Source organism: Limnothrix sp. HT2024 (genome assembly GCF_059138625.1).
In genome coordinates, this window is sequence record NZ_CM181121.1 from 3,167,826 (window position 1) to 3,184,736 (window position 16,911).

7 protein-coding genes and 1 tRNA gene are annotated in these 16,911 nt (G+C 55.8%); 2 read left to right on the plus strand and 6 right to left on the minus strand.

Features of this window, described 5'->3' with window-relative positions; genetic code table 11:
- Positions 1 to 17 precede the first annotated feature (17 nt).
- The 3 genes from AC2IAX_RS12840 to AC2IAX_RS12850 form a co-directional block, all read right to left on the minus strand.
- Positions 18 to 89: transfer RNA gene (locus tag AC2IAX_RS12840), tRNA-Gly, on the minus strand.
- Between the two features lie 156 nt (positions 90 to 245).
- Entirely contained in the window at positions 246 to 881 is a 636-nt protein-coding gene (locus tag AC2IAX_RS12845; protein ID WP_494387829.1) for a hypothetical protein, read from the minus strand.
- A gap of 64 nt (positions 882 to 945) precedes the next feature.
- Positions 946 to 2,463, minus strand: a complete 1,518-nt coding sequence (locus AC2IAX_RS12850; RefSeq protein ID WP_494387830.1) for a peptidoglycan-binding domain-containing protein — start codon at positions 2,461 to 2,463, stop codon at positions 946 to 948.
- Positions 2,464 to 2,747: 284 nt separating this feature from the next.
- On the opposite strand from AC2IAX_RS12850, the gene mutS reads away from it, so the two are divergent.
- Positions 2,748 to 5,546 (plus strand): DNA mismatch repair protein MutS, encoded by a 2,799-nt coding sequence (mutS, locus tag AC2IAX_RS12855; protein WP_494387831.1) that lies wholly within the window; start codon positions 2,748 to 2,750, stop codon positions 5,544 to 5,546.
- Positions 5,547 to 6,527: 981 nt separating this feature from the next.
- Positions 6,528 to 9,029: a putative bifunctional diguanylate cyclase/phosphodiesterase gene (locus AC2IAX_RS12860; RefSeq protein ID WP_494387832.1), complete on the plus strand. Its 2,502-nt coding sequence runs from the start codon at positions 6,528 to 6,530 to the stop codon at positions 9,027 to 9,029.
- 50 nt (positions 9,030 to 9,079) lie between these two features.
- On the opposite strand, the gene AC2IAX_RS12865 is transcribed toward AC2IAX_RS12860, so the two are convergent.
- The 3 genes from AC2IAX_RS12865 to AC2IAX_RS12875 form a co-directional block, all read right to left on the minus strand.
- Positions 9,080 to 12,706 carry a DNA methyltransferase gene (locus tag AC2IAX_RS12865; RefSeq protein ID WP_494387833.1) on the minus strand — a complete coding sequence of 1,209 codons (3,627 nt, stop codon included), beginning with the start codon at positions 12,704 to 12,706 and terminating at the stop codon, positions 9,080 to 9,082.
- 376 nt (positions 12,707 to 13,082) lie between these two features.
- Positions 13,083 to 14,750, minus strand: a complete 1,668-nt coding sequence (locus AC2IAX_RS12870) for a GAF domain-containing sensor histidine kinase (protein ID WP_494387834.1) — start codon at positions 14,748 to 14,750, stop codon at positions 13,083 to 13,085.
- Positions 14,751 to 15,401: 651 nt separating this feature from the next.
- Entirely contained in the window at positions 15,402 to 16,541 is a 1,140-nt protein-coding gene (locus AC2IAX_RS12875) for a glycosyltransferase family 4 protein (RefSeq protein ID WP_494387835.1), read from the minus strand.
- Between the last annotated feature and the right edge of the window lie 370 nt (positions 16,542 to 16,911).

Consider the following 16,911-nt stretch of genomic DNA (forward strand, 5'->3'; position numbering starts at 1 on the left):
TTTTCGGTCTTAAAAAAAGCGGGTGACGCGATTCGAACGCGCGACATTCACCTTGGCAAGGTGACGCTCTACCACTGAGCTACACCCGCTTGCGTTTGACGCTTTAGTAGAATGCCAAGAGTTTTTTGATTTGTCAAGGGTTTCAGAAAAAATTTTCTAGGAATTGTCTAGAAAGTGTTCAAAACGATTCTGGGGCTGTTCTGGGGGGCGTTGCTATGGGCTGCCTTCTTCGGGCGATCGCTCCGTCAAGATCCGGACGATTGGGCCGGCTGCCGGGGGGATGGGGGATAGAGCAGCAGGCTGAGGCCAACGCCCCGAATTAACCCCACGATCGCCCCACTCAGGAGACCATTCAGCAGGGTGTAGCTCGCAGGGACAATTGCGCCCTCCAGCCAGTCCAGGCTCATGGCCCCAAAAACCAACATGGGGAAAAGGTTCACGAACCAGGCCAGGGCACAGATCAAAATCCAGCGGTTGGGATGCTGGACGCGCGATCGCAGGACGGGCGCTTGGAAAGCTCCTTGGATGGCGGCGGCGATCGGGAAGGCCGCTAGCAGAATTGAGAAATTGCCCGATGGCGACCGCTGCGCCAACCAGATCATCAGGCCACCCACCGACAGACCCACCCAGAGGCCGATCGCGCTGGCCTTGGCCCAAGCCTTGCCCCGGCGCAGGTGCGATCGCAGCACAAAACCTTGGGCCAGCCCCACAAAGGGCGCACCCAGCAAGGGCCCCAACCAGGGCAGCCAAGGAAACTGGGGCCAGGAGGCCAGGTGATGTTGTTCAAAGCCAACGGTTCCGGCCACGAGGCTGCTAACGATCGTCCATTCCAGCCAGAGGGGGAGGGCGCGAGGCCGAGACGGGGGTTCAGGGAGTTCCATGGGGCACGGAGCCAGGGGGAGGATGGGGCGATCGCGTGAGGCGGCAACTTCAAAGCAGGCTGATTCAAAGCAGGCCCATGGCCCGTTGGGTGGTCAGATCAGCAATGCCGGTGGGGCTGAGTCGTCGCGATCGCTGGAAGTTGATGACGGCCTGGGCGGTGAGGTTGTCGTAAACCCCATTCACCCGATCGAACCCCAGGAGACCGAGGGCGGCCAGGCGCTGTTGCAGGGCCGTGACCCGCACCCCTCGATCGCCCGGCATCAGCCACCGATCATCGTTGCGGGCACTGGGCGATCGCTGGGCCCGGGGGCTGCTGTTGGGAACGGCTCGCGGGGCAGCGGTGGGCCGAGGGGACTGGAAGGCAGGGACGGCGCGGGCTGGCGTTGCCGAGTTGGGGCTAGGGCTGGGTTGGCTGCCGTTGGAGACCCCAAACAGGGCCCGCAGGGTGGCGGGGCTGGCTTGGCCCGTGGCAGGTAATTGGCGCGATCGCTGGAAGGCGGTGACGGCCGCTTGGGTGATGTCGCCGTAGAATCCGGTGCTGCGGGCTTTGAGGAATCCCAAGGCTCGCAACTGATCTTGAAGAGCCGTGACCCGATCGCCGCTGTCACCGGGCTTCAAGGCTTGGTAATCGGGATTGAGGGGCCGAATGGGCGGCCGATCGGGCGGGTTGACCGGGGTGGCCGGTTGGGCTGGGGTGGGCTGGGTTGATCGCGGGCTGACTGCTTGGCGATCGGTGGGTGGCGTGTTGGTCGATCGGGCATTGGTCGATCGGGGATTTGCCGGTTGGGCCGCCAGCCGGGTTTCGATCGCCCGTAGGGTTTCCGGCGTTGCCCGGCCCGTGGCGGTCAACCCCGCCGCCTGTTGGAATGCTCGCACCGCCCGGCTAGTGATTGGCCCATAGAACCCCGTGGGCGTGGTTTTGAAAAAGCCCAACTGGCGCAAGCGAGTTTGCAGTTGCCGAACGGCGGCGCTCCGCTGGCCGGGCCCCAGACCATTGCTGGCTATGGCCGGTTGGCTGGTGGTCGGGCGGTTGGGCCGGGCCGGGGTTCCTTGGCCACTGTCGGTGCCTGCCCGATCGCGCAGGGCCTGCATGGTGGCCAAGTCCACATGACCCGTGCTTGACAGGTTCAGGGATTGCTGAAACCGTTCCAGGGCTTGGCGAGTGGGGCTGTCAAAATACCCAGTGGGTTCGGCGGCCAAAAAGCCCAACCGATTCAGGAGCCGTTGCAGTTCTGTGGTGCTGGGGCCCCGATCGCCCGGTTGCAAATTCGCCACCAAGGTTAAATCAGCCCCCGTGGCTTCCAGGAGCGATCGCTTCGTCACAATGTCCACTGCCCCCTTGGTATAGAGACCCCGCGATCGCTGGAAAGCTTCTAGGGCGGCGGCCGTGGTGTTATCAAACTGGCCATTGAGGGGGCCGCCATAATTACCCAGGGTTTTCAGTTGTCGTTGCAAGCGCACCACGCTGGGGCCCGCATCGCCCGATCGCTGGCTGGCCGACAGGGCCCAAGCGGGCGCACCGCCCAAGACCACAACCCCGATCGCTGTTGCCACACAACTTCGCTCGATCGCCCGGCCCATGGTGGTTTCCTCCTGCTTGCTGATAGTTGAGAGCTGGTCGTTGAATCGTGGTCTTGAACAGTCATCTTGAACCGTTGCTTGATGCCGGAGGCTGAGTCCAAGGGCTGGTTCAAGAGCTGGTTCAAGAGCTGGTTCAACGGAGCCAAGCTTGTCCTGGCCATGCTAGCTCAGGCGATCGATCGGTTCGCAGGGCCGGTTTCAACCGGTGCGCTGGGCGGGCTGAAGCCCCCACGACCAACCGTTGCCCGATACTATGAAAGACTCCGAAAGACTCCTTTGGCCATATGAGTGCCTCTGCCACGCCGCGCGAGATTCCCAATGCTGACTATCGGCCGCTGAACCGCGATCAGCTCACGCCGATGATGCAGCACTATGTCTCGGTCAAAGAACAACATCCCCAAGCCCTGTTGCTCTATCGGGTGGGCGACTTTTTCGAGACCTTTTTCCAGGATGCCTGCACGATCGCGGAGGTGCTGGAGTTGGTGCTCACCTCCAAGGAGGGCGGCAAAGATATTGGGCGCGTGCCCATGGCCGGTGTGCCGCACCATGCGATCGAGCGCTATGCGGCCCAACTGGTGGAAAAGGGCTATGCGGTGGCCCTCTGTGACCAAACCCAGGATGCGGCCGAAGCTCAGGGGTTGGTGCGACGGGAGGTGACCCGAATTCTCACGCCGGGGACGGTGCTCGAAGAGGGCATGTTGGCGGCCCGCAAAAATAACTTTTTGGCGGCGATCGTGCTGGAGCGTCGCCATTGGGGCTTGGCCTACGCGGACATTTCCACCGGGGAATTTTGGGCCACCCAAGGGGAAGAGCCGGATCCCTTGGTGCAAGAGCTGTTGCGCCTGAGTCCGTCGGAAGTGTTGGTGCCGGTGAATGCGCTGGATCTGGTGGGGCTGTTGCGGCCGGGCGAGAGTCGATCGCACCTGAAGGGGCGGGATTTTCCCGATTGGTTGCCTGGCCAGTTTTGCTATGCCCTGCGGCCCCAATCGCGGTTTGGGCTGGCGGAAGCAAGGCAACGGTTGCTCGATCGCTTCCGGCTGCGATCGCTGGAAGGGGTGGGCTGTGATCGGCGGCCCTTGGCGGCTCGGGCGGCGGGCGGGCTGTTGACCTACCTCACGGAAACCCATCCCAGTTCCGAAGACCAAACCCGGGAAATTCCGCTGCAACTGCTCAAAACTTACGAAATTACAGACTATTTAATTCTGGATTACCAAACCCGCCGGAATTTGGAAATTGTCCAAACCGTGCGCGATGGCACCCTGACTGGATCGCTACTGTGGGCGCTCGATCGCACCGTAACGGCCATGGGCGGTCGGGCTTTGCGTCGTTGGTTGCTGCAACCCTTGCTGGATTTGGATGGAATTCGGGCCCGCCAAGGGGCGATCGGGGAACTGATTGACCAGCCCGACTTGCGCCAGGATCTGCAACGGCTGCTGCGGGAAATGTATGACCTGGAGCGGTTGGCGGGGCGGGCCGGCGCGGGCACGGCCAACGCCCGGGATTTGGTGGCCTTGGCGGATTCCCTGGGCCGGTTGCCGGAGCTGGCCCAGGTGGTGGGCGGGGGCCGATCGCCCTATTTCCGCGTGTTGCAACAGGTGCCGTCGGCCCTGGAGCAACTGGGCGATCGTCTCCGCAGCCATTTGATTGATGAGCCGCCCCTGTCCGTCACCGAAGGCGGCCTCGTTCGGGATGGCGTGAACCATGCCTTGGACACCATGCGCCAACAGTCGGCGGGCGATCGGGACTGGCTGGCCAACCTGGAGGCGATCGAGCGGCAACGCACCGGCATCCACACCCTGAAGGTGGGCTACAACAAAACCTTTGGCTACTTCATTGGTGTGTCCCGGGCCAAGGTGGATCTCGTGCCCGAGGACTATATCCGCAAGCAAACCCTCGTGAACGAAGAGCGCTACATCACCCCAGAGCTGAAGGAACGGGAAGCGCGAATTTTGTCGGCCCGTGAAGATTTGAACCGATTGGAATACGAGATTTTCTGTGAGTTGCGATCGGCCACGGGGGAACTGGCGGATCAAATTCGCAAGGTGGCCCTGGCGGTGGCGGCGATCGATGTGTTGACCAATTTCGCCGAACTGGCGATCGCCCGGGGCTATTGCCGACCCGTGATTGATCAAGGCCGCACGATCGAGATTCAGCAGGGTCGCCACCCGGTGGTTGAACAATCCTTACCGGAAGGGTTCTTTGTGCCCAACTCGACCCAATTGGGGTATGAGCCATCGGGCGATCGGGCGAGGAGCGAGCAAGATGCGCCAGCAATCGCCAACTTGGAGGTATCAATTAATACATTGCCTGAACCGCCGGATCAACCACCGAATCCCGCTCATCGATCGCCCGATTCAGTGCCGCCTCCTTTGCCCGATTTAGTGGTGCTGACGGGGCCCAACGCCAGCGGCAAAAGTTGCTATTTGCGGCAAGTGGGCCTGATTCAGCTCATGGCCCAGGTGGGATCCTACGTGCCAGCCCAGGCGGCCCATTTGGGAATTTGCGATCGGATCTTTACCCGGGTGGGGGCGGTGGATGACTTGGCCACCGGGCAATCGACCTTCATGGTGGAAATGAACGAAACGGCCAATATTCTCAACCACGCCACCGATCGATCCCTAGTCTTACTCGATGAAATTGGCCGCGGAACGGCCACCTTTGATGGCCTGGCGATCGCCTGGTCTGTGGCGGAATATTTGGCCAGCGAACTGCGCGCTCGATCGATCTTTGCCACCCACTACCACGAGCTAAACGAACTGGCCACCCTCCTCGACAACGTGGCTAACTACCAAGTGGCCGTCAAGGAATTGCCCGATCGCATTGTGTTTTTGCATCAGGTGCAACCGGGCGGAGCCGATCGCTCCTACGGCATCGAAGCGGCCCGCCTGGCCGGGTTGCCCCCCAGCACGATCGCCCGGGCCCGCGAAATCATGGCCCAAATTGAAAAACACTCGAAAATCGCCGTAGGTCTGCGCAAAACCGCCCAAACTGGCCCTCGGACTCACTCAAAAACATCTAATGAGCTAAACAGCCCCTCAGAGCCGCCCATTGCCCAATTAGACATTTTTGGCAATGGGAGTTAGTCGTGAGGTTGGTTGATCAGTGCGATTGCTGGGTTAATGACCCAGTTGATTGCTGAGTTCAATTCGGGGCTTTATTGGGAGGCCAATTGGAGATTGAAGATTGGGCTGAGTTTTGAGTTAAGCGTTGGGCTTGACTGGCGGCTCGCTTTTGGGGGGCTAACGGTGGGTGGCTGATTTTTTGGACTGAACCTGGCGCGATCGCGATCCGGTTTCTCCAAGATTTCAACGCGATCTCAGAATCGTTCCCCTCAATTCGGACGAATTCTGTTGCCGCAATCCTGAAAATTTTCGCCAAATCCAGCGCACCCAATCAATACCGAATTAGCATCGATCGGGGTAGGCGAGGGAATCGATCGCCATAACCGACCAAGGAGACAGTTTTGGCTTGTGATCAGGCATTGGCCTACCTCAGATCAACCCCCATGCTCAAAAAGATCACAAGAAATTTGGCAGCCGATCACACAGCGGTATAAACTCCCTTGACAGGATAGAGGGGAACCCCCGTTCATCCTCAAAAGCAATCGACAAATGGCAGATCGATCGGCTAAAGATAAAACAGCATTGCGCCAAGGCTGAAGCCGTCGCCAGCAACGCGAACCTGTTCTACGGTTGCCCATCTACTCTTGCTGAAGGTGTATCTATTTCCTTTGGATCCCATCGGAATGCCTCGCTCCGTGAAGTTTCGGACGCGCCCTTGCGGTTGATCGCTGTTGATTTCGGCAGTTTTCCCAAGATTTCTTGGGTTATCTCCGTACTTTTCCGTACTTTGTCGAATCGGTTGGCTAGGATTTGGACAGGTCTAAACCCCCTGACCCAAAATTGGCTGTGGAATCTGGATCTGCGGCCCACCCACAAAGGGCGGATAGCCTGCTGTTTGGTGTGGGGATAGGGATTAGACTCAATCGCCCCGCTACCGGTCTTGAAGGTGATCAGGGTCTCTAGGTTGGTCTACGTCTCCTAGCTCACTATCTTTGCGGATCCATGACGGAAGCGTTTAATCCCCTTCGCACTAGTTCAATCTTGACTCCGCCACCCCTGCAACTACTGGATCAACTGACTTCGCCCATTTGGGTGATTGATCTGTTCGCTATGCGGCTCCACTGGGCCAATCGATCGGGGAGCGAACTTTGGAGCCGATCGAGCCTGCGGGCCTGGGTGAAACATGCCCAGCATGGCCGCCATGAGCAAGTGCGGATGCGCCTAGAGCGAATTCAGCAAGCCCTCAGCAAGCGGCAGACCTGGACTGAACATTGGACGTTTTATCGCCAAGGGGAGCTGGTGTCGCTGCCCTGTCTTTGTTCGCGGTTGACGTTGCCGGATCACGGGGAACCCCTGCTGCTGATTGAGGGGCTAGACGAACGGTTGGAACCCACCTTGGCCAAGGCCTTGCGCCTGGCGGAACAGGATTTGGAGCAGCGGGATGCGACGGCGCTGGCGGTGGGGGAAGCCATGCGCTGTTTGATGTTGTTGCCCGATGGCGATCGGGCCATTACCCAAACCCTGCAAGTGTTGGGCAGCATGACCCAGGCCGATCGCGCCTATGTGTTTCGGAACCATCCCCACCCCGTGACGGGCGAGCTGCTCACCAGCCAGCGTTGGGAATGGACGCGCGCTGGGCTGACGTTGCAGATGGAGCATTTGGAGCTGCAAAACATTGCCTACAAAGATTTAGACCCCAGTTGGCACGAATACCTCAGCACCGATCGGGTGTTGAATTTCCGGCTGCAAGATTTGCCCGCCAACTATGCCTATCGCAGCTTTTGGCATGGGCAGACAGTTCATGGGGTTTTGATGCTGCCCATGATTTTGCAAGGGGAATTTTGGGGGTTCTTGGGGTTCGATCGCTGCCGAACCGATCGGCTCTGGACGGATGCGGAATGCAACTTGCTGCGGTTGGCGGCTGCGGGCATTGGCTGCACCATCTTGCGCCACCAAAGCGATGTGAAGCTGGCCAGCTTCAACATGCAAATTGAAAGCCTGGTGGAACAGCGCACCCTGAAGTTGCGGGCGGCGGTGCAACAACTGCAACAGGAAATTCAGGAGCGGGAGCGGGCCGAATCGCAATTACGCTACAACGCCCTGCACGATCGACTCACCGGGTTGCCCAACCGCACCTTTTTGATGGAAGAGTTGGCCAAAACCATTCGCGTGATGCAAGTGACCGAACAGGGGGGCTTTGCGATCCTGTTTGTGGATATCGATCGCTTCAAGGTAATTAACGACAGCCTGGGCCATCAAGCGGGGGATGAACTGTTGGTGGCGATCGCCCACCGATTGCGGCGCTGTTTGCGGCCCACCGATTCGATCGCCCGGTTGGATGGCGATGAATTTGCGATTTTGCTGCAAGATGTGACCACCCGGGCCCAAGCGGAACAGGTGGCCGAATCGATCCATCGTTCCTTGGCGCGGCCGGTGACCTTGGGCAGCCAGGAGATTTTCACCAGCGTCAGCATTGGCATTGCTCTGGGATCTCGAGAATATGACTGCGCAGAGCTGCTGTTGCGGGATGCGGATATTTTCATGCGCCGGGCCAAGGCCATGCGATCGCGCCATGAGGTGTTTGATCGGGCCGTTCACCAACAGGTGCTCACCACCCTGCGCCTAGAGCATGACCTGCGCCGGGCGATCGCCCAAATTGAAGACATGGGCATCGATCGGGCTGGTCACCCCGAAGTGCCCATGCCCTTTAGCTTGCGCTATCAACCGATCGCCGAGGCCCGCACGGGCGAAATTCAGTGTTTTGAAGCCCTGTTGCGTTGGCATCACCCGGAGTTGGGGCCCATTGCTCCCGATCGGTTCATTGCGATCGCCGAAGAAACGGGCCTGATCATCACCCTTGGCCTGTGGACGCTCTATCGCGCCTGCTATCAGCTTCGGGAGTGGCAACAGCTTTTCCCAGAATTGGGCCATTTGCAAATGGCCGTCAATCTTTCTGCCAAGCAATTTTCCCGCCTTGACCTGATGGAGCAAATTGATCAGGTCTTGACCCGCACCGGCATCAATCCCGGAACTCTGAAGTTGGAGCTAACGGAAACCACCATCGCCGACAATTCCGATCTGGCAGCGGCCACCATGTATGAGCTGCGATCGCGCCAGATCGTCCTTTGTCTCGATGACTTCGGCACGGGCTACTCCTCCCTCAGCTATCTGCATCGGTTCCCGTTGGATGTGCTCAAAATCGATCAATCCTTCATTTCCCAACTGGGTGGGCGCGACAACACCCAAGCGATCGTCCGCGCCATCATCACCCTGGCGGAACAGTTGGGCATGGACACGATCGCGGAGGGGGTGGAAACCGCTGAGCAACTGGTTTGGCTGGCGAATCTGGGTTGCACCTACATTCAGGGCTATTGGCTGGCCCAGCCGCTCCAGGCCAGCGCCGCCACCCAACTGCTGGAGCAGCACGATCCTCGCCTGATTGCGGATTTGGAATCTAACTTGCAAGAGAGCGATCGCCCGTTGAATCTGTTGGCCCGCTCCTAGGATGGTCGATCGCGCAGCGCGAAGGATCTTGAGTCACCGATGATCGATCGCTAGGCGATCGCCTGGAGGCTGGCATCATACCAATGTTGTTCACCGTTGTCGGTGTAGGACAGTAGCAGGCCTGCGCCTTCGAGGGCTTCGATCGCCTGGGCAATTTGTTGTTTTTTGGCTTTGGTGTTTTTGCCGCTGAATCGGCTGGCGGCGCGATCGATTGTCCATTCGCCCCCTTCGGTGCGGAACAGGTCGCGAACGGCGGCGACGCGCTCTTTGAATCCTTTTGGGAGGGGGCGACTGGTTGGGGGCAAGGGGCTTAAGCCCCTTGTTGGGTCTGGGCTGGGGAGTGCGATCGGGAGGTCGGTTTGTTGGCCGGTGGGGGCGGTTTGGCTGGGGGCTTGGTAGTCGGGCCGCAGCCAGCGGATGTGGCCGTTGCGTTCTTCTTCGGCGCGTTCGGCGTTCAGTTTCACGAGCCGTTCCAAAATCGCTTCATCGAGGCCGTTAGCCGGTTCTGCGTTGGGGGCCGAGGGGCGATCGTCGTTGGGGGGCAAGGGGCTTAAGCCCCTTGTCTGGGTCAGCAGGGGGATCAAATCATCCCAGCCATAGGCGCGAAAGACGGCGCGATCGAGGTCGTCGTGAATTTGTTTGAGGGTGGAAACGAGGGCGCGTTGATTAAATTCGCGGTCTTTGTCGGTGAGGGGTTGACCAGCGCGGATTTTTTCGAGCAGGTTATACATCCCGGTGATGGTGATGTCGGGGTGGTTGGCTTGCACGGTTTTGCGATGGGCATCGAGACGCTCGCCCAGTTCGCGAATGTCTTGTTTTAGGCGATCGTCTGGATCGGGAAATGGAAACGGATCAAAACAAACGGTTTTGTTGTAAACCGGTCGATCTTCAAGGGTTCCACCGGCTGCTAGTGCCCAAGTGACGTGAAGTTTGCTAGACAGCACTCCTAAGAAATAGGCATCTTCTAGGGAAATTACAATCAATCGGTTATCAGGCACTACTTGCTTATCGAGAAAAACAAAAACTCGATGCTTTGCCGTCTCAACTGTTGCAATGTAGCGAGAAATATCTTTTAATGTCGGTCTAAAGTTTGCACGAGGCTCTCCAAAAATCCACCAATTTTTGCGATAAGATTCGCGATTATTATTATCTCTTTCAGGTTTGATCCGCTCCAACAGCCATTGATATGTTTTTGGATATTCTCCTACAAGGTGCTGTTCGTCAGTTCCAAACAAATCAATAACAAATGACTTTCTTGAATTTTGCAAAAGGTCTCTGCCATTGAGATATGGAAAAATAATAGATTGCTCAAGATTTTTCAAATCTTCTTGATTAACAATAAAACCTTTGCCATGTAACTTCATGCCAGGACACGATAGACCTAAGTTGGATTTCAGGCTAATAGCTGATGTGGTGTCTACATCGCCCTGGAGATTGCTAAAGATCTTCAAGTTGTTAACAGTAAACCGAATAGCTTCTGCAAAATCTTCAGGAAGTTCTCGAAATTCTTCAGAAACTACCTTTAAGATTTTTGGTGACTGATAGTGTTTAGAGTTTAAATTTTTGGCTACGGTCATTGCGATCCGAACATTTGCCCCTTTATCTACCCAAGGATGGTCAGGAATTGCAAAAACAAGCTCTACAGGATTTGAGGGCTTGAGGTGAAAATCCATGACCTTTCGTTGAAAGACTTGGCTAATGCTGTTCGTTGTAATTAGTCCGAAGGCCTCCGGTTTACCATTGCGAACTTCTAGAGCGCACTTGTGCCACCAGTACATCACATAATCGACTGTATCGGGTACATCTTTATAGACCTTGCGAATGGTTTCTGCATAACCATCACCCAGTTCTTCTCGAATCCAAGTATTACCAATAAAGGGCGGATTGGAGACAATGTAATCAGCCGCCGGCCATTCGGCAGGACGCGGATTTAGATAGCGATAAATCACCTTTTGATCACTCGGATCGGGAACCGCCTTACCCGTCACCGGATGAACCATCGTGCGCCCACCCCAACGAGTCCGCACCTGCCCCGTTTTCGGGTCAATATCCGGCTCCACCCCGTCATAGGCCAACACCGCATCGCGATTTTCGATGTTGTGATAGGCCCGCAACACCGGCTCGATCGGCGGCACATCCCCAAACCGCCGAAAATGCCATTGCAAATAGCCAATCCACACCACCAAATCCGCGATCGCCGCCGCCCTCGGATTAATTTCAATCCCTAAAAACTGCTTTGGATTAATTTGCTCAAAATCCAATCGCAACTGATCTCGCCCCGACACCTCCGCCAGCCGCGCCAACACCTCCGACTCCAACTCCTTCATCAAATCCATCGTCACATACAAAAAATTTCCCGTACCACAAGCCGGATCAAGAATCTTAATTTCCCGCAATTCCTTCAGGAAATTTTCTAACTCCAAAACTGCGCGATCACGTTGGATTTTTGTTGGTTCGATCGCCCCGATCGCCTCGGGGGCAAGGGGCTTAAGCCCCTTGTCTAATCGACTATTTTCGCCCTTACTTGTTTGGGGTTCTTCACCCATCCCCAACGCCCCATCCACCGCAATTTGCACCAGCCGCCACCGCTCCCGCAACGGCTCCAACACCACCGGCCGCACCAACCGTTCCACATAGGCACGCGGCGTATAATGCGCCCCCAACTTGCTGCGTTCTTTTGTATCTAATGCTCGTTCCAACAACGTCCCAAAAATCGCCGGTTCCACCTTCCGCCAATCCCGTTTCGCCGCCTGCAACAACGTCGCCAACTGCTCCCCATTCAGCGCGATCGCCGACGAATCCTCAAATAAACCCCCATTGAATTGCAGCAACTTGCCATAATCCCAAAACGGTTTTCCCTCATTCATCGCCGCCCACAGGGCCTCGATTCCCGCTTGGAACTTGTGCGGATTGGGTTGCCACCGTTCCTCCAGATTTTCCGTCAAAATGGGTTCTTTTTGTAATAGCCCCACATCCTCCGCAAACATCGTAAAAATGCAGCGCATCAGGAAATCCGCTACCAATTTGGGATCGCGCCCCTCCGCCTCCAACGACTTCGCCAAATCCGCCAAATCCGCCGCCACTTCCCGCGTCACCTGCGCCGCAATTTTCTCCGGGTTGCGCCTTTGCGGATCGGTGAAAATATCCACAAATAATTCAAAAATTTCCGGCTTCGCTAAATCCGCAAATGGAATTTCCTGACGCGCATCATAGCTGCCATAATCCAACTCCGAAGCCGCCCCAAAATCTGACCAAATTTGGAAGCTCTCGCCAATGTCGCAAGTAATCAGAAACGGCGGGCGATTTTTGAACGTTCGTGCATAGGAAACGGCCTGGTTAAAGGCTCCCCGCATTGCCTTGCGATAAGTTTCCGTGCCGCGCTTAGCCGTGCCCACTTTGCCGCCACTCACGCCGCCCTGTTTCGCTTCCAAAATGAAGCAATTTTCTTTGTAGAGATCAATAAATCCCGCGCTCTTTTTGCCGCTGGGGTGATAGATCGTCACATCCCGATCGAAACAATAGGGATCCCCCGCGATCGCCCCCTTCGGATTGGGCCGCGCCACCCCCAACAGATCGCACCATTCACTCAAAAAAAGCTGATAGTTGCCCCGCTCATTGCCGCTTGATGCTTGCCACCGCTGAATGAAAGCGATTAATGAAGAGGCTGGCTCGGGCATGGCGTAATGGACTGGGTAACGAGTCTATCTTGGGTGAGGCTCCTATTGTAAACCTAAGATCTGTGCTCTGCCTTGGCGACCCGAACAAACCCCATGACTAAGAGGATGTTTGGAAAGTATCTTTCGGCCCGTGCCAAGCACCAATAGTTGTGGGGGTAAGGGGCTTAGGGCCTGTCGTCGTTGAGCACGAAACCCTAGATCTGCTGTTAGCGGATCGTGGGGGACAAGGGGCTTGAGCATCTTGTTGCGACGACTAGGGCATGGAAGATCAACTGTTTCAGCATCACCTCGAAATAATGACGACAGGCCCTCAGCCCCTTGTCTACGTCGATCACTGAAGCGGACAGAGTAGCAATTTTGGCTTTTCAGGCATCCTCTAAGTGGGTTGTCCTTCTTGCCTCAGGGGCATCACGATCGTAAATGTTGATCCCTCGCCTGGCACAGAGCTAAACCGAAGCTGGCCCTGGTGTTGCTCCGTCACAATTTGATAGCTAATGGACATGCCCAGGCCCGTGCCCTTGCCAACGGGCTTCGTCGTGAAAAAGGGATTAAAAATCTGTGATTGGATGCTGTCCGGCATCCCCACCCCATTATCGATAATTTGAATTTGTACCCGATCGCCCTGCAAAAGGCGCGTTTGAATTTCAATGCAACCCTTAAATTGATCCGTAACTAATGGGTTAGTTTTTGTAGCCCCAAGCGGACAAGCCTGATATTTTTCAGTAATTGCCTCGATCGCATTGGCAATCAAATTCATAAAGACCTGATTTAAATTGCTGGCATAGCATTCCACCTCTGGCAAATCACCATAATCACACTTCACCTGAATTTCCGGGTGGTCGGGTGCAGCCTTCATCCGATGTTGCAAAATTGCCAAGGTGCTGTCAATGCCTTCGTGAATATTGACCGGTTTATAACAAGCTTCATCCATTCGCGAAAAATTGCGAAGGGAAAGAATAGTTTGGCGAATTCGCTCGGTTCCTAAATTCATAGAAGATAAGATTTTGGGCAAATCTTCCTGAATAAACTCAAAATCCGATTCTTCATCTAAATCAGTAATCATCCGCACCAATTCAGGATGGTTGGAGCAAGAACTAGATTGGGCCCAATCGCGGAGTTTTTCTGTCCAACCTAACAGCAACTCCACGTGACTTTGCACATGCTTCAAGTTGCCATGAATAAAACTCACCGGATTATTAATTTCATGGGCCATACCGGCTACCAACTGGCCCAAAGAAGACATTTTCTCGCTTTGCACCATCCAAAGTTGAGCTTTTTTTAGCTCATCCAAGGTGGCTTCGAGTTCGATCGTCCGTTGGCGCAATTGCTCTTCGGCGCGCTCCCGTTCCTGCATTTCCCGCTGCAAACGGGTCACAACCAATTGCAGATCTTGAGTGCGTTTGGTGACCTGTCGTTCCAGGTCTTCATTCGCCGCTTGCAGGGCTTTTTCGGTTTGGTGTCGTTCGATCGCCACGCGGGCCAAATAGGTTGCCTTAATCAGCAACTTGCGATCGTGGGGATGCGGGCGATGGGGAAAGGGGTTATACATCGCAAAGGTTCCCAACACCCGACCTTCACAGGACAAAATGGGCGTTGACCAGCAAGCCCGCAACCCAAAGCCGATCGCCAAATCCCGAAATTCAGCCCACAGCGGATCGGTCGCAATATCTTCAACAATCACGGAAGCTTTGTGATAGGCCGCCGTGCCGCAGGATCCCACCACCGGCCCGATCGGGATGCCATCAATGCATTGGTTATAGTCGGGCGGCAGGCTAGGCGCAGCACCGTGGCGCAATCGCTGGGTTTCCGCGTCTAGTAATAGAAAAGCGCAAAAAGTTTGGCAGGACGTGTGGGCTTCAATGAGTAAAGCCAATTCTGTCAGAACGGTTTCTAAGGGTTGGCCTTGGGCGATCAGCTCCAAAATATGATTTTGACCATCCGCCAGGGCAACCAAATTTTGGTGATAGATCAGGGGGATGGTTTTATTTTGCCCCGAGTCACTGACTGGGTATAGGTCTGCCACTTGCAGAGGAGAGGATTGCATAGTAATCACAATTAATATTGACTGGGTGTTTTAGGGGTTTAGGGTTGATCGTCAAAGCACCTGAAACCCTGATACTGCTGTTAGCAAGTTGTCCGGCAGTAAGAAGCTTCAGTCCCTTGTTGCGACGATTGTTACGACGATCGAGGAGCAATTTTGGAAGCAAAGAGCTTGCAAATCTTGTCTGCGATGGTTTGAACTAGAAAATTAGCGATTGGTTTGCCCACGAGAGGCAAGGCACACCCTACGATAGATTTGGCGGTACCTTTGGTTAAAGATTCGGTTAAGAACTGGGCTGGAGTCTTAACGAAAGCTGAGTTATGAACCGCAGCTTAACCAATGGTTTCGCCAGAGGTTTCATCAATGGCTCAACAATGGCTCAATAGAGTCACCAGTGAGAAAACCGACGAGTTTAGATATAGCGGTCAGGGGTGAAAATCTGGTGAAAGCTGGTCTGGGTTTGATGGCAAATCCGCCCCGATCGGGTAGCGCATGAGTAGCGTTAGATACCTAGACACGACAAAACAGCGCTGATCCTGAACGCGAGTTTCAGCCACAAATGGCAGATTTTGATTTCTCTCTAGTTTTGACCAAAATTCCGCTGTTTTGGAGAAATTTTGGCTTTTCTGCTGAATCAGAGCACAAAAGTGCCACCTAAGCGGCAGCGGATACCGAAGGGGGCCAGCGATCGGGGCGGAATCCCAGGGCGGCCAATTGCTGCTGTGCTGTGTGGGCGGCTTGCTCCCAAGTCCAGAGGCTGGCGGCTTCGGCCCGGGCGATCGCCCCGCGTCGTTGGGCCGCTTCCCGATCGTGATAAACCTGTCGCATCAGGGCCACCAGAGCATCCAAGTCCGGTTCGGCCCAATGGCCCCAGTCCAAGTTGGGGTCAAAAAACTGCGGATCATTGACGGGAACGAGGTTTTTAACCGGAATCAAATAAGCATTGCCTGGGTGGGCATAGGCCCGCAGTCCGCTCCAGTCCGTGACGATGCAGGGCAGTCCACAGGCCATGGCTTCCAAAATGGGCAATCCCCAAGCCTCGCCCCGGGTGGGCAACACAAAGGCATCGGCTTTTTGCAGGACTTGCACGAGGCCTGATCGACCGGCCGGATAGCTGGGCAAAATGCGATGGGACTCGGCCCCCAGCAGCTTTGCGGCATAGTCGATCGATGCCTTGAGGTCAAAGTGGGGAATGTAGCCGTTGTGGGCGTGCAACACCAGTTCTACGGGGTCTTGGGGTTCAAAGGCCTTGGCAAAGGCTTGAATCAACAGATCGATCCCCTTGCGTCGTTCCCATTTGCCCACACAAAGGAACCGGAAAGGCCGCTGCCGCAAATCGCGCTTGAGGGGTGAGGGGCGGTTGGGGTGAGGCTGAAAGACTTGAGGGTCAACCCCCTCCGGCACAACGGCCAGGCGCTGGGGGGCAAGCCCGGACTCGATCGCCACCTGTCGTTGCCAAAGGGACGGCATCCACAGGTAATCGAACCGATCGAGCAATTGCTGAAATTTTTGATGAATGTGGGTGGTTTCCCACACAAACAGCCCAATTTGGCAGCAACCGGGAAAGGGCGGCATCGGCAACCCAGACACAATGACCAAGGTGGGCGCATCGGCCGCCGGTTGCAGCCCAGCCGCCAACAGTTCCGGCACGCCCCGTTCCCAGTCGGCTAGGGGTTGGGGAGGTTGCCAATCACAAAGGGCGATCGGCTCGATCGGGTGCAATGCTCCCGCGAGCGATCGGGCATGGGTTCCCCAGCCACCGGGGGCAAAAAAATAGCTCGCAAAATTCAACACAAGCGATCGCAGCAATGGTTGAGGACAAAAGACGCAGCTTGCTGTCTCGATCGGTTGGAATCAACTGAAATTAACAAACCTCAGAGGATGTCTGAGAAGTAACTTGGGGCAATGGTTAAGCACCAACAGTTGTGGGAGTCAGGGGCTTGAGCATCTTGTCTTCGTCGGTTGATGAAACCCACCAGCAAGGTAGCCATTGCGGCTTGTCAGACATCCTCTCAGGTTATTTCAGGTGCATTCGCTCGATCGCCTCAATCCTATGGGGGTTTTCAACTGAACTCCATCAATTTTGTGCCAGTCTGTAACTGTCTATGCCAATTTTGATTGGCTGGAAATGAGGCTGATTTTAACAACTCATTGCAATAAATTC

Coding starts and splice junctions, on each gene's coding strand:
- AC2IAX_RS12845 (WP_494387829.1), bottom strand. CDS start 881: ATGGAACTCCCTGAACCCCCGTCTCGGCCTCGCGCCCTCCCCCTCTGG.
- AC2IAX_RS12850 (WP_494387830.1), bottom strand. CDS start 2,463: ATGGGCCGGGCGATCGAGCGAAGTTGTGTGGCAACAGCGATCGGGGTT.
- mutS (WP_494387831.1), top strand. CDS start 2,748: ATGAGTGCCTCTGCCACGCCGCGCGAGATTCCCAATGCTGACTATCGG.
- AC2IAX_RS12860 (WP_494387832.1), top strand. CDS start 6,528: ATGACGGAAGCGTTTAATCCCCTTCGCACTAGTTCAATCTTGACTCCG.
- AC2IAX_RS12865 (WP_494387833.1), bottom strand. CDS start 12,706: ATGCCCGAGCCAGCCTCTTCATTAATCGCTTTCATTCAGCGGTGGCAA.
- AC2IAX_RS12870 (WP_494387834.1), bottom strand. CDS start 14,750: ATGCAATCCTCTCCTCTGCAAGTGGCAGACCTATACCCAGTCAGTGAC.